The organism is Mesobacillus persicus (assembly GCF_900109925.1).
GTDB classification, from domain to species: Bacteria; Bacillota; Bacilli; order Bacillales; family Cytobacillaceae; genus Mesobacillus_B; species Mesobacillus_B persicus.
Window position 1 is genome coordinate 52,751 of the sequence record NZ_FOBW01000002.1, and the last position, 14,761, is coordinate 67,511.

The following is a 14,761-nucleotide window of genomic DNA, read 5'->3' on the forward strand; positions in this document are numbered from 1 at the left end:
ACCCCATTATATTGCTCTTCCTGAAGAAAGCTTTTTCATCAAGACAGTAACCACTAAAATGAACACGGCAATCATAACAATTGTGCCACCTGGTGCTAAATCTAAATAATACGAAAGAAACAGGCCACCTAAAACGGAAGCTTCACCAAAGAGAACGGAATAGAAAATGGTTTGCTTAAAGCCTCGAGCAATGCGAATACTCGCTGCAACCGGCAATGTCATTAACGAAGAGACAAGTAGAATCCCAACAATTCTCATTGATGCAGCAATGACTAATGCAACCATGACAATAAAAATAAAATGAATGGTCTTTGCAGCGATTCCTGTTGCCTTCGCGTATTCCTCGTCAAAGGAAAGTAGGAACAACTCTTTATAAATTAAAATAATTGTAAGGATAACAAAAACACTTATTACAACAATTGTCCATAAATCTACCCTACTTACAGCACTAACACTTCCAAATAAATAGCTAAATAAATCTGTATTAAACCCGTCTGCAAGTGAGATAAAAATAACACCTAGTCCAATACCTCCAGAGAGGATAATTGGAATCGCAAGCTCTTGATAATGCTTATATACCGTACGTAGTTTCTCAATTAATACAGCCCCGCCAACTGAAAAAGCCATTCCCATATAAAGTGGATTCAGACCTAAGAAAAAGGTTGAATATTTTCCAAGAAATAAACTAGCTGCAATTCCAGCAAGTGTAACATGACTTAAAGCATCTGCAATTAACGAAAGCCGGCGAACGACAATAAAGACCCCTAGTAAAGGGGCTATTGCACCGATTATAATCCCGGCAAGAAAGGCATTTTGCAAAAATTCATATTGAAGAATGCCTGAAATCATGAGTGTGCCTCCTCGTGGTGATCATGCGATAAGAGCTGCACATCATGCCCATAAATCTCAGATACCCCTTTTACCTTTTGCTGCTCGAATTCACGCGATGTACCATGGAAGAACAACTCTTTATTCAAACACGCAACATTGGTAACCTTATCCGAGATCGCCCCAATATCATGGGTGACCATTAGTAGAGTAATCCCTGTTTGATTTAAATGTGAGAGCATTTCATAGAAAGCTTGAACATTCTCTGCATCGACACCAACTGTTGGTTCATCAAGAATTAACAGCTCCGGCTGACTCACAAGTGCTCTTGCAATGAAAACTCGTTGTTGCTGTCCACCAGAAAGCTCCCCAATGTTTCGGTCTATAAATCTTTCCATTCCAACGGATGCAATGACTTTTTTTATTAATTCGGCTTCCTGCTTAGTTGAAAAGCGAAATAAGCCCATTTTTTTTGTTAAACCACTAGCAACTACCTCATATACGGTTGCCGGGAACCCAGTATTAAAAGAATTGGCTTTTTGAGAGACAAACCCTATCTTTTGTTTCTCTCTAAAATGTCGGATGTCTTCCCCGAAAATTTTTATCTCCCCTTTTTGAGGTTTAACCAAGCCAAGAATTAATTTGAGCAAGGTTGATTTCCCTGAACCGTTTGGGCCGACAATTCCCAGGAAAGCTCCCTTCTGTATTGATAAATTGATATTCTCAAGAACGTTTTCACGATCATAACGATAAAAAACATTTTTTATTTCAATAATTGGAAGATTATTCTTCACATTAACCACCTACAAAATAAGAATCATTCCGATTTACTCACGTAGTATAACCCATGGGGGCAAAAATGTAAATAATAGAGCCTTTTGATGTATTTTTAAATCATGGTCACGATTAGGATGAAACGCTCATACCTTACAATGAGGAGTGATGAGTATGAAAATATTTGAAAACATCGTAAATCACAAGGTCAATAATATTACCGGGGAAGAACTCTTAAAATATGCAGAACCATTTAAATTAGAAATTACAAAATCACAAGCCAATAAGATTGCCCAATACTTAAGAAGTACGAAGGTAAATATCTTCGATGATAAAGAACGTGTGGTCCTTGTTAAGGAGATTGCTAAAATTGCTGGACCAGAAACTGCAAAAGAAGTGAATAAACTGTTTGTCTTGTTTACAAAAGATAAAAAAAAATAACAAGGCAAAAAAGCTGTGATGTACTACATCACAGCTTTTTTATATAGGTTTATCCTTGTAGAATTTTATCTAACAAACCCTCATTAAATTGCTTGCTTCTTAACATTTCAATTTCATGAAGATACGGTGCTTTCTTACTGTTCTTATCTTCACCAACAAACGGCGTTTCCAAAATTTTCGGTATTTCCGCTAGTTGTGGATGGTGGACAATATAATTTAATGCTTCAAACCCGATATGACCAAACCCAATGTTTTCATGTCTATCTTTTTTCGCTCCGCGAGGATTTTTACTATCATTAATATGAAGGACCTTTAACCGTTCTATCCCAACAATTTTATCGAATTCATTAAGTACCCCATCAAAATCCTCGACTATATTATATCCTGCATCATGAGTATGGCATGTGTCGAAACACACAGATAATTTATCGTTGTGAACCACACCATCAAAAATCATTGCTAACTCCTCGAAAGATTTCCCACATTCGGAGCCTTTCCCTGCCATCGTTTCTAGCGCGATTTGAACCTGGTCATTCTTGGTTAATACCTCATTCAATCCTTCAACAATCTTCTTAATTCCTTCTTCTGTTCCAGCTCCTACGTGAGCACCTGGGTGTAGAACGATTTGTTTTGCTCCAATTGCTTCTGTACGATCGATTTCGCTCCGTAGGAACCGTACGCCTAAATCAAAGGTGTCTGGGTTTGTCGTATTCCCAATATTAATGATATAGGGCGCATGGACGACAATTTCATCAATCCCGTGTTCTTTTAAGAATTTCTGACCAACCTCTATATTTAGATCCTCAATTTTTTTCCTTCTTGTGTTTTGTGGCGCCCCTGTATAAATCATAAATGTATTTGCACCATAGGATACCGCTTCTTCCCCTGCGGCAAGAAGCATTTTTTTCCCACTCATTGAAACATGTGAACCAATTTTAAGCATTCCTTTGTCCCCCTTTGAAATCCACTATTTCTTTCTTTTTTCGACTCGCTTGGCTCTTTTTTTAATTTTATCAATATCTGCCTGCATCTTTTTCTTATAACCCGGCTTTACCTTTTGTGGCTTCTTAACCATCGTTTTCGCTTTCACGTCAATTTCATTTTCCTTCTTTTGCCTTCTCTGCCGCTTATGACGTTCAGCGATTTCGACAATCTCTCCATTTTGTAAATCGATGTTATGGAAAGTAATACCTAGCTTTTCTAGTCTATTAAGTGCATCCTCATCTGAAGGTTCATGGATGGTCAAAGCAATCCCAGAATAACCAGCACGCGCTGTTCTTCCTACCCTGTGAATGTAAAAGTCCAAATCAGTTGGGAGTTCATAATTAATGACGTGACTAACTCCTTCGATATCGATTCCACGAGCAGCAAGGTCCGTTGCAACAATATATTGGTATTCTAGGTCGTTGACTTGTTTCATCATTCTTTTCCGTTCCCGTGGACTTAGGTCTCCATGAATTCTCCCAACCTTAACTCCTTGGGCAATAAGACCATCAGCCACTTCATCCGCCTTTTTCTTAGTATTCGTAAACACTATCGCCAAATAAGGATTGAAGGCTTTCAAGGCTGAATGAACGAGGCTAACTTTATTTCGGTGTCTAGTTGGCATCAAGACATGTTTGATATTTTCAGCCGTTGCTTTCTTTGGATCCACTTGGACATATTTTGGATTATCCATATACTTCTTTAAGAAGGGTTTTAACTTTTCTGGGATAGTTGCAGAGAAGACCAGCATTTGTAATTTTTCAGGCATTTTCCCAGCAAATTGATCTACATCATGAATGAACCCCATATCGAGCATCAAATCAGCTTCATCCACAACAAGGAATTCAGCCTTATGTACATGAAGGGCTTGTTCTTTAACTAGGTCATTGATCCTACCTGGAGTTCCAATGACGATTTGAGGCTGAGTCTTCAGCTTCTCAATTGTTCTTACCTTGTCCGTCCCACCAATAAACAAACGAGCCGTATACTTTTCCCCTTCCTCTGCATGTTCGACTATTTTCAGGACTGCATGATAAATCTGATTAGCAAGCTCCCTTGTTGGTGCTGTTATAACAGCTTGTACCTCATTTAAGTTCGGTTTAATGTTTTCGATGATTGGAAGTATATAAGCATGAGTTTTTCCCGTTCCTGTCTGGGATTGACCAATCGCACTTTCGCCTTTTTGAATAATTGGGATTAATCTTTCTTGTATTTCTGTTGGCTCTGTAAAACCAAGTTCCTGAATCGCTTTATGAATAAACGGCTTAAAATTATATTTTTCAAATTTTGTTGATTTCATAAAAAAGCTCCTTTTATCGTTCTTATTTTTCTGGAGTTAACGGTTACCTCATTTTTAACTCGTGCAAGTCCATCCTGTTATTATAATCGACAATCGCAAAAATCTCCATTTAAGCTTATTTTAACCTTTTTATCACCTAATTCATGCTCAAACAGATTAAGTTTCATTTTTATCCAAACCAAAAATAAGTGAATGCATATTCTAAAAGGAGAAGCAATTTCGAAAGGAGGCTAAAATATGCGCCCAGGACCAGGTGGCCCGTATCGTGGTATGGGACCAGGAATGTTTGGGGCAGGACCTATGAATCAGGGGTCAGGTCCTTTTGGTGGGTCTTTTATGAGGCAAATGGGGCCAGCACAAACTCGAATGAACCCCATGATGGGCATGGGTCAATCAGCGAAGCAAGGGGGAGGCATTCTTGCGAAGATTTTAGGAAAAGGAGCAGGAGCACGAAATCTTGGTGGAGCCGCACAGGGAGCAACTAGAGCAGCTTCCGGTGGAGGCGGTATTCTTAATACCCTTGCGAACCCTGGATCCATTAACGGATTCTTAAACAATACTCAGCAAGTGCTGAAAACAGCCCAGCAAGTAGGGCCAATGATCCAGCAATACGGACCTCTTGTGAGGAATCTTCCTGCAATGTGGAAGCTTTACAGGGGCTTTAAAGATATGCCTGATCAAGATGAAAAAGATAGCAAGGTTAGTAGCGAAAATTCATTACCTATAGATACTAAATCAACGAAAACAACACAATTAACAAAGGCTAGCATGTCTAAAGAAAACACATCTTCCCTTGAAACAAAAAAACAGTCGCCTAAATTAACATCAAGACCATCCACACCAAAATTGTTTTATTGATCAACTGCAAAAAATTGGTTGGTCAGTAAATTATGCATATCCGTTTTTATATAACTCCCCTTAGTAGATAAATTACTTTACTGAAAGGTCACGATGCTTACTTCATCGTGACCCTTTTTCTTTCCATAGTTTGGCAACAGTCCAGATTCCAACTGCTCACTCCCGCTGGAAAAAAAGTATTTTTGTAATCTGTTTTTAAGTTTACTATAATAGAGAGATAGAAATAGAGCTTTCTGGTAGGAGGATGACTCAATGAAAGTAATTAAAATTTCACCGCGAGGGTACTGCTATGGCGTTGTTGATGCTATGGTCATTGCCCGAAACGCGGCTCTTGATAAAAGTTTACCAAGACCAATCTATATCTTAGGTATGATTGTCCATAACAAGCATGTGACAGATGCGTTTGCTGATGAGGGTATCATTACCTTAGATGGTAATAATCGCAGAGAAATCTTGGAAAAGGTTGAAGGCGGTACCGTTATCTTCACAGCTCACGGAATTTCCCCGGAAGTTCGTGAACTAGCTACGCAGAAGGGGCTAGTTACGATTGACGCAACCTGCCCAGATGTAACGAGAACACATGTATTAATTGAAGAGAAGGTTCAAGAGGGGTTCCAAGTGATTTATATTGGTAAAAAAGGACACCCGGAACCAGAGGGGGCTGTTGGGGTTGCTCCAGGTCGTGTCCATCTTGTCGAAACAGTTGCTGATGTCGAAGCACTCCAACTGGGCCACGATAAACTTATTGTCACGAACCAAACAACAATGAGCCAATGGGATGTTGCGGATATCATGCAAAAGGTCCAGGAAAAATTCCCATCTGTGGAAGTCCATCGCGAAATTTGTATGGCTACTCAAGTTCGCCAAGAAGCGGTTGCTGAACAAGCGAAAGAAGCCGATGTATTGATTGTCGTCGGCGACCCAAAGAGTAACAACTCCAACCGCTTAGCACAAGTATCCCAGGAGATTGCTGGAACGAACGCCTACAGGATTGCGGATGTTTCCGAACTTAAACTTGAATGGCTAAAGGGCGCAGAGACAGTTGCTGTCACAGCAGGAGCCTCGACCCCGACACCGATCACGAAAGAAGTTATTACTTTCATAGAGCAATATGATCCAGAAGATGAAGCAACATGGACCACAGAGAAAAAGGTCCCGCTTAATAAGATTCTTCCTAAAGTCAAGAGAACAACCGTTTAAATTTAAGAAGTGTCCGATGGGACACTTCTTATTTTTATCCAAATGAATAAAGGAAAAGCAGGACAACCCTATTGGAATTTGCCCTGCTCATATCGTTATTCCTACCGCCTTCTTTGACACTTACAATTATAGACAATAGACGGAAGAATTCCGCTTATTTGGTAAATAGCATCGAAAATAGCTTAAATAAACGGAGAAATTCCGACTATTGACTCGAAAAACGTGAAAATAGGTGATTTTTAATTGCATAATCGGAAAATCTCCCCTTATATGCCACGAAACGAACTGCATTCTGAATATAACCGAAAAATCTCCGCTTATTTTACTTTGGCTAGTATTCAATTAAGGAAAAGCCTTTTTAATTTAAGGCGAGGAGAGATAATGTTTGGTCAGGCATTTTTTATGACTTAATCCCCTGTGTTTAAGACGCTGTATTTTAAATAAATATAAAAGGATCTGTATTCACTTCTGAGGAGATAAACTCAACCTCAAATCCTTTCTCCTGGCATCGATCAGCTAGGATGTTTGCCACTCCAGTCTTCATCACTTTTTCGACATTATGACCTGGATCAATGATGTTTAAGCCAGCCATCATTGCATCATGAGCAGTATGATAATAAATATCTCCGGTGATATAAACATCTGCACCGCGGAACTTCGCATGAGAGTAATACTTGTTCCCGTCACCACCAAGCACTGCTACTTTTTTAACTCGATCCTCTAAATTGCCAACGACACGTACAGCTGAAACGTCTAATGCATTTTTTACATGCTCTGCAAACTCGCCTAAACTCATTTCTTCAACCGTTCCAATCCTTCCCAACCCTAGTTCTTCCCCTTTGTTCTCAAGTGGGAAAAGATCATAAGCAGGTTCCTCGTATGGATGAGCCTTAAACATCGCAGATAGAATTTTCTTTTCTAAACTCTTAGGAAAAATAGTCTCAATCCTTGTTTCTCCTACCGCTTCAAACCGTCCCTTCTCACCGATATGGGGATTCGTTGACTCCCCTGGGAGAAAGCGCCCAGTCCCATTTACTGAGAAAGAACAATGGCTATAGTCCCCTATCGCTCCACCTCCAGCATTTCCGATCGCTTCTCTCACTTCTTCCGCATTCTCTTCAGGAACGTATACGGCAAGTTTCACCAATTTATCCTCATAAGTAGGCACGAGAACCTCAGTATTTCTTAAACCTAATGCACCTGCTAAGAGGTCATTTACTCCCCCTTTAGCAACATCTAAATTCGTATGAGCAGCATACACGGCTATGTCATGTTTAATTAATTTCGTTATCATTCGACCGGAGGCAGTCTCTTCGGTTATTTTTTTCATCGACCTGAAGATAGGCGGATGATGGGCGATAATAAGTTCAACGCCTTTTTCAATCGCCTCATCCACGACTTCCTCGAGCACATCTAAGGCAATCATCACTTTTTTTACAGGTTTACTCAACGAGCCAATCTGTAATCCAATTTTATCTCCCTCTACCGCAAAAACCTTCGGAGAGAACTGTTCAAATAGCTGAATGACCTCGTGGCCATTTACCTTTTTCACGAAAGAACCTCCTCTGCCATTTTTATTTTCTTCTCCAATTCAAGCCTTTTCTCGTCTGTAGCCTCGTTTTGTTCTGCTTGTTCCAGCTGACTTAAAATCCTTTGCCAATTCTGTTTTTCAAGTTCCCATTTTTCCTGAAAGGCCTCATTTCTATCTTTTAATAAATAGGGACCAAATAACACCTCTGCCTCGGTATATTTACTTTCACCTTTGTCGGCAACGAGCACTTCATAAATCTTACCATCCTCTTTTAAAATGGTTTCAGAGGTAAGCTTCCAGTCGTTAGCACTTAACCATCTTCTAATTGCCATCGCCCCAACATTCGGTTGGAGAATAAGCTTTGTCACTTCGCCAAGTTTATCCTTTCCACTTTCAAGAATACTGGCTATGAGAGTCCCCCCCATCCCGGCTACTGTAATACAATCAACTTCTCCAGGTTCAATAACCTCAAGTCCATCCCCTTTGCGCACTACAATGCGATCTGTAAGCCCCTCAAGTTGCACCTGCTTCATAGCAGATTGAAACGGGCCTTCTGCTACCTCCCCCGCAATTGCAAAGCGTACAGCCCCTTTTTTGACCATATGGCACGGTAAATAGGCGTGATCCGAACCTATATCCGCCATCCTACAGCCGTGAGGGAGATAATTAGCAACTGCCGCCAATCTATCTGAAAGTTTATCTGTGTTCATTACGTCACCCACTAATTTCTTTAATACCCGGTCTGCCGTTTTTTGGCCCTCCGAATTCCTTACTTAGTCTAGTATAAAAAAAGTCCTTTGCAGATGCAAAGGACATGGTCATACATTATTTCATTTCTGCTAGCCATTGAGCCACTTTTTCTTCATTTCCAGCTACTAGACCTCCTGGCATTCCACCAGGTGTACCGTTTACAAGAATATCCTGAATTTCTTCTTGTGAGAGCTTACTACCAACTGCTGTTAAAGCTGGACCAGAGACACCTTGTAATTGGTCACCGTGGCAACCAATACAGCTTTGTTGATATAGTTCCTCTGGGCTTGCATCAGCCACTTCCTCTGTGTGGCCACCTTCTTCACTTTCTTTAGCCATCTGTTCAGCATCCCCTAAACCTTTAAAAGAAAGGAAAAACATTAGACCAATACCAAAGACCATGATCACTACAAATGGAATAATTGGATTTCGATTCATCTATACCCCTCCTTATGTATAAGTTATAAAATATTTATAACTATTGCAAACAACTTTATTTTACTTGAAAAACGTTCTAAGGAAAAGTAAAAAAGTAAACTTTATCACACTAATACACAATTTAGACAATTTTTTGGGAATCAAGGAGATATTACCAGCCTATAACATCCTTTTAATGGAAAAATAATCGAAAGGGTATTTGCAAAGTGAGAGACAATTCAGTAAAATAACTGTAGATAGTGTTAAACACAAAGAGAACTAGTATATAAAGTGAATAACATCCATCCTAAGGGGCATTAGTGTGAAATAAAAAGGATAATTCACTTTTAAAAGTAAATTATCCTTATGAAATCTATTCTAAGAAGTCTTTCAAGCGTTTGCTACGGCTAGGATGTCTTAACTTCCTAAGTGCTTTAGCTTCAATCTGGCGGATACGCTCTCGGGTGACACCAAATACTTTACCCACTTCTTCAAGCGTTCTAGTGCGGCCATCATCAAGACCAAAGCGCAATCTTAATACATTCTCTTCACGATCAGTTAACGTATCTAATACATCTTCAAGTTGCTCTTTAAGCAGTTCATATGCAGCATGCTCAGATGGAGATGTAGCATCTTGGTCTTCAATAAAATCTCCTAGGTGAGAGTCATCTTCTTCTCCAATAGGGGTTTCTAAAGAAACAGGCTCCTGAGCAATCTTAAGAATTTCTCGTACCTTTTCAGGGGTAAGGTCCATATCTTCTGCAATTTCTTCAGGTGTCGGTTCGCGACCTAGGTCTTGCAATAATTGACGCTGGACACGAATTAGTTTATTGATGGTTTCAACCATATGAACCGGTATCCGAATTGTTCTTGCTTGGTCTGCAATTGCTCTAGTAATGGCCTGACGAATCCACCAAGTTGCATAAGTACTAAATTTGAAACCTTTACGGTAATCAAACTTTTCAACTGCTTTGATAAGACCCATATTTCCTTCTTGAATCAGGTCTAAGAAGAGCATTCCACGGCCGACATAGCGTTTTGCAATACTAACGACTAGACGAAGGTTTGCTTCAGCAAGACGTCTTTTCGCCTCTTCGTCACCTTTTTCGATTCTTGTGGCAAGCTTGATTTCTTCTTCTGCTGAAAGAAGATCAACTCTTCCTATCTCTTTTAAGTACATTCTTACTGGGTCGTTAATCTTTACGCCAGGGGGAACACTTAAATCATTAAGATCAAATTCTTCATCACTTTCCTTGGCTAGTTCCTTAACAGCAGGATCTACATCCTCATCATTGTCACCAACTAGTTCAACCCCTTGATCACCAAGGAATTCGTAAAATTCATCCATTTGGTCTGAATCTAATTCAAAACTTGATAATCTCTCGGCAATGTCATCATAAGCGAGGACACCGGTTTTTTTTCCTAGTTCCGTTAATAATTCTTTCGCTTGATCTAAGGTAACTTCTGGCTCAACCTCTTTAGAATGGGTGGACTTTTCAGCCATATGTACCCCTCCTTCCAAAATCACAAACACATTTTACAAATTATAATGACTTACGCAGCTGGATAATTTCCATTGCGATAGTGGCTGCACGTAAAAAATCGCTTTGTCGTTCTGCTTCCTTTTGTTCAACTTCTTTAGCTTTTATTTTTAACATCTTTTGATATTTCAACACCTGCTTGATATAATCAGTTAATTCCTGATCACCAATCTCTTCGTTGAGTGTTATCATTCCGATGTCTGCTACAATCCTTTTTAGCTTATTATCTTCAAGATAATTTAAGAACCCATTAAGATCTGGCTCATAGCCTTTTTCATAAAACCCTATTAAATAAGTAATGATTGCCTGGTGTTCATCAATATTTAGAGTATTGCCTTGCAGCAGGTCATGTACTCTATATGCCATTTCACTATCTCTTAGCATATGTGAAATGAGACGTCGTTCCGCTTCATAATAAGCTGGCCTAAGCCCTGCCTGCCTTACCACCGAAAAAGGCTTAGCCTCAGGAGGAGAGGTATTGGAGCTTACTTTTCTAGCTTGCGGCGTTGAACTTCCCCTTTGGTTCACTTGCTGCTTTAACGCATCCAAGGAAAGTGAAAACTCATTCGCTAGCTGTCTAATATAAAAGTCCTTTTCGACTACTTTATCTAGTCGACTGATTTCAATTAATACTTCTTCGATATATTGAAGGCGATCTCCTTCATTTTGAAGGTTTTTCCCTCGCCGATAGTAAAGGAGTTTAAACGCCATAAGGGTTAAACTCGATCCAATTACATCAGCTTTGAATTTTTCTTCACCATATTTCCGAATATAATCATCTGGATCAAGCCCTTCAGGCATTTGGGCTACTTTTACAGTACATCCAGCTTGATCAAGCATTAAAGCCGCTCGCTGTGCAGCTTCAATCCCAGCTTTATCTGCATCATAGCAAACCGTAACGGTTTGAGCATTCTTTTTCAATGTTGAAATATGCTCAGAGGTTAAGGATGTTCCCATTGTGGCAACGCCGTTTTCAACCCCTGCACGATCAGCTGCAATTACATCTGCAAATCCCTCAAATAAGACAACATTCTGATGCTTACGGATTATAGGACGTGCTAAGTGAAAGTTATACAAGATTTTACTTTTATTAAAGATTGGTGTTTCAGGGCTATTTAAGTATTTGGGTTCTTCATCCTCAAGAGCTCTCCCCGAAAACGCAATGGTATTCCCTTGATGGTCAGAAATAGGGAACATAATCCTGTTTCGGAACCGATCAAAATATGTTCCGTCTCTCTCCCGTTTAATGACCAATCCGGCCTTTTCCATCTGTTCTAGGGCAAACCCTCTTTTTTGGAGAAGATTGCTGGCAAATTCCCAAGATGGGAGTGCATATCCAATCTGAAACTTCTCGATAGATTCCTTTGAAAATCCCCTGTTTGTCAGATATTCTAGAGCATGCTGACCTTCATCTGTATTCATTAACAGGTGATGATAAAACTTTCTCAGCAACTCATGTGCTTCTACCATCTGACGAAAATTTTCAGGAATTGCCTTCCTCTTCAAAGATAACGATGCGTCAAACTCTAGCTGAATATTTGCACGATCAGCAAGTTTTACAGCAGCTTCTTGAAAGTTTAGCCCATCGATTTCCATTAGGAAAGAAAACACATTCCCTCCGGCACCACAACCAAAGCAATGATAAATTTGCTTTTCGGGTGAAACAGAAAAGGAAGGGGAGTTCTCACCATGAAATGGGCAAAGACCGAAGTAGTTCCGCCCTTGCTTCTTCAGCTGGACATAATCACCAATGACATCGGCGATATCAACCGCCTGTCGGATTTCGTTAATTTTTTCTTCGGCAATCCTTTCTGCCATGAGCATTACTCCATTTATTATCGCTTTTCATTTCTCACTAGAAATTTCGACAAAGCCCTCGTCAATTCCTGCACAAAATTTTCCCGAACTTTTTCACTGAAAGGTTTTGGTCCTCTTCCGTAGTCTCCTCGTCTTTTAGCATTTTGCTGAAAGATGTCGAGGCGCTTTCTTTTTCTTCAAATAAAATTCCCCGTGGAGACAAAACATAAACCCATCTTTCAGAAGAAACGTTATTTTGCATATGTGCATTGGAAGCGACAAAAACAAGCTCTACAGGAAACGACGAAGTAAGTTGAATCATTCATTCTTAACTGGACAGGAATCTGCATCGACAAAAACTGTCAAAGAATTTAATTCATAACTAGTAATTCTACATCACTCCGTATATTCCTTCTTTAGTAAGAGGATTTTTTCAAATCAGTTTTTGTCGAAATTTCCCTCACCTCAAACCTTGACATGTAACAATAAATAGTTTATTCGTAAATAGTCAAGTCTAAACCTAATCTTGTGTATTTTTATCACAATTTTTTATTATAGTACAAGAAATCCAAATTTGCTATCATTTTTTTAGGCTCTTTTCTTAAACTTTGTTCCCTTTGGATATAAAAGTAAGACGACTTGAGCATCGTTACAGAGCAAAATGGCGATCCACATTGAGAAAAGAGCTTACAAACTTACTAAATTAGCTTAGCTTACGTTAAAATCGGCTTTTAGATTTTAACAACAATCTTTTACGAAAATTTTTAAATATACTTTGTTGCTCAAAAAGAATAGCACATTCTCATATGTGCTATTCTTCATTTAAGTTGATTCTTATTTATTATTGAGAGAAGTTTTTTTAAGGATAATGTTCATAATTACATTCGCACTTTCCTCTACCGCTTTATTGGTTACATCGATTACCGGGCAGCCAATTTTTTCAACAATGGAATCGAAATAATCAATCTCCTCTTTAATCCGATCGATATTTGCATAGATGGCCTTCTGGTTAAGCCCAAGGGAAATTAATCGTTCCTGCCTAATCTGATTCAGCTTTTCCGAGGTAATCCGAAGTCCAAAACACTTCTCCTTTGGCACTAGAAATAATTCTTCCGGTGGATCAATCTCAGGAACAATTGGGACATTTGCTACCTTATAACGTTTATGGGCTAAATACTGCGACAAAGGAGTCTTCGATGTTCTAGAAACCCCAACGAGGACGATATCTGCCTTAAGTATTCCACGCGGGTCTCGCCCATCATCGTACTTTACAGCAAATTCAATCGCTTCAATCTTTTTAAAATAATCCTCATCTAGTTTATGAACTAAGCCTGGTTCATATAACGGCGTCTCGCCGCATTGAAGTTGAATCTGGTTCATAAGGGGACCAAGAATGTCGCAACTAATGACTCCTGCTCGCTCAGCGGCTGTTTTCATATACCCACTAATCTCTGGTCTTACAAGTGTATAAGCAATCATCCCACCGTCTTGCTTTGCGAGAGAAATGACCTCATCCACATTTGATGTATCCTCTACAAATGGAAAACGTTTAATTGTCAGTTCCGTTTTTTTAAATTGGCTAACTGCTGCTTTTGTTACAAGTTCTGCCGTCTCACCCACAGAATCGGAGACAACATAGATTATCGGCATCTTATCCATTGAAATACCAGCTCCTAGTTAAATCCTATTCGTCATTCGCTAAAGCAACAAACGCCTTAGTTACATTTGTTTTCGTCAATCTTCCGACGATTTCTAGTCCTTTTTCTGTTTCCTTCACAATCGGCAAGGCATCAATCTGCTTATCAATTAATTTTTTTGCTGCCTCAATTAATAAATCATCTTTTTCGCATACCGTAATATTTGGCATCCTTGTCATAATGATGTTGACTGGAACGGCTGTAAGTTCCTGCTTTCCAATGCTTGCCCTTAAAAGGTCTTTCCTAGATAACACGCCTGCTAAACAACCAGATTGATCTGTAACGAATAACGTCCCCACATCCTCAAGGAACATGGATACAATCGCATCGTATACTGACACATTTGCTGAGATCACAACAGGAATAGACTGGTAATCCCTTACATGAATTTTTTTTAGATTTTCAGTCAATAGTTGTGTCCCAGTTTTACCGGTATAGAAATAGCCTACACGCGGTCTAGCATCAAGATAGCCAGCCATCGTCAATATGGCTAGATCAGGTCTCAAAGTAGCTCGTGTCAGGTTAAGTTGATCAGCAATCTGCTCCCCTGTTATCGGGCCATTCCCCTTAACAATTTCCAATATTTGTTCCTGGCGTTTATTCAGTTCGATTGTCCTCACCGCCTAACTGGACCATATTTAGT

The 14,761-nt window shown here is 39.5% G+C and carries 14 protein-coding genes; 3 read left to right on the forward strand and 11 right to left on the reverse strand.

Features of this window, described 5'->3' with window-relative positions; all coding sequences use genetic code 11:
• Positions 1-6: 6 nt before the first annotated feature.
• The gene (locus BMX30_RS02845; RefSeq protein WP_090741013.1) at positions 7-849 is read right to left on the reverse strand and encodes a metal ABC transporter permease; all 843 of its coding nucleotides are present in this window, start codon (positions 847-849) and stop codon (positions 7-9) included.
• Positions 846-1,622: a metal ABC transporter ATP-binding protein gene (locus tag BMX30_RS02850; protein WP_090741015.1), complete on the reverse strand. Its 777-nt coding sequence runs from the start codon at positions 1,620-1,622 to the stop codon at positions 846-848. Before BMX30_RS02850 ends, BMX30_RS02845 begins: the two co-directional genes overlap by 4 nt.
• Before the next feature lie 154 nt (positions 1,623-1,776).
• On the opposite strand from BMX30_RS02850, the gene BMX30_RS02855 reads away from it, so the two are divergent.
• Entirely contained in the window at positions 1,777-2,043 is a 267-nt protein-coding gene (locus BMX30_RS02855) for a DUF2624 domain-containing protein (RefSeq protein WP_090741017.1), read from the forward strand.
• A gap of 49 nt (positions 2,044-2,092) precedes the next feature.
• Here BMX30_RS02855 and BMX30_RS02860 read toward each other — a convergent pair whose 3' ends face one another.
• Positions 2,093-2,986 carry a deoxyribonuclease IV gene (locus BMX30_RS02860; RefSeq protein WP_090741018.1) on the reverse strand — a complete coding sequence of 298 codons (894 nt, stop codon included), beginning with the start codon at positions 2,984-2,986 and terminating at the stop codon, positions 2,093-2,095.
• A 24-nt stretch (positions 2,987-3,010) separates the two neighbouring features.
• Positions 3,011-4,327: a DEAD/DEAH box helicase gene (locus BMX30_RS02865; RefSeq protein WP_090741020.1), complete on the reverse strand. Its 1,317-nt coding sequence runs from the start codon at positions 4,325-4,327 to the stop codon at positions 3,011-3,013.
• Between the two features lie 237 nt (positions 4,328-4,564).
• On the opposite strand from BMX30_RS02865, the gene vrrA reads away from it, so the two are divergent.
• Together vrrA and BMX30_RS02875 are read left to right on the forward strand one after the other, a co-directional pair.
• Entirely contained in the window at positions 4,565-5,185 is a 621-nt protein-coding gene (gene vrrA, locus BMX30_RS02870) for a VrrA/YqfQ family protein (protein WP_090741022.1), read from the forward strand.
• A gap of 252 nt (positions 5,186-5,437) precedes the next feature.
• Positions 5,438-6,385 (forward strand): 4-hydroxy-3-methylbut-2-enyl diphosphate reductase, encoded by a 948-nt coding sequence (locus tag BMX30_RS02875; RefSeq protein WP_090741024.1) that lies wholly within the window; start codon positions 5,438-5,440, stop codon positions 6,383-6,385.
• Positions 6,386-6,821: 436 nt separating this feature from the next.
• Here the strand turns inward: BMX30_RS02875 and BMX30_RS02880 are convergent, their stop codons facing one another.
• From BMX30_RS02880 to ccpN, 7 genes are all read right to left on the reverse strand, one after another.
• Positions 6,822-7,937 (reverse strand): Nif3-like dinuclear metal center hexameric protein, encoded by a 1,116-nt coding sequence (locus BMX30_RS02880; protein ID WP_090741026.1) that lies wholly within the window; start codon positions 7,935-7,937, stop codon positions 6,822-6,824.
• A complete protein-coding gene (locus BMX30_RS02885) occupies positions 7,934-8,626 on the reverse strand; it encodes a tRNA (adenine(22)-N(1))-methyltransferase (RefSeq protein WP_090741028.1) in 693 nt (230 codons plus the stop codon). The genes BMX30_RS02880 and BMX30_RS02885 overlap by 4 nt, the downstream gene beginning before the upstream one ends.
• A gap of 115 nt (positions 8,627-8,741) precedes the next feature.
• Positions 8,742-9,104: a cytochrome c550 gene (cccA, locus tag BMX30_RS02890; protein ID WP_090741030.1), complete on the reverse strand. Its 363-nt coding sequence runs from the start codon at positions 9,102-9,104 to the stop codon at positions 8,742-8,744.
• Between the two features lie 352 nt (positions 9,105-9,456).
• Complete coding sequence (gene rpoD / locus BMX30_RS02895; protein WP_090741032.1) at positions 9,457-10,587, reverse strand: RNA polymerase sigma factor RpoD; 1,131 nt, start codon at positions 10,585-10,587, stop codon at positions 9,457-9,459.
• 40 nt (positions 10,588-10,627) lie between these two features.
• Complete coding sequence (gene dnaG, locus BMX30_RS02900) at positions 10,628-12,442, reverse strand: DNA primase (protein WP_090741034.1); 1,815 nt, start codon at positions 12,440-12,442, stop codon at positions 10,628-10,630.
• 813 nt (positions 12,443-13,255) lie between these two features.
• Positions 13,256-14,080, reverse strand: a complete 825-nt coding sequence (locus tag BMX30_RS02910) for a pyruvate, water dikinase regulatory protein (protein ID WP_090741036.1) — start codon at positions 14,078-14,080, stop codon at positions 13,256-13,258.
• Between the two features lie 25 nt (positions 14,081-14,105).
• Positions 14,106-14,738, reverse strand: coding sequence for a transcriptional regulator CcpN (gene ccpN / locus BMX30_RS02915; RefSeq protein WP_090741038.1), 633 nt, complete (start codon positions 14,736-14,738; stop codon positions 14,106-14,108).
• Positions 14,739-14,761: the final 23 nt, after the last annotated feature.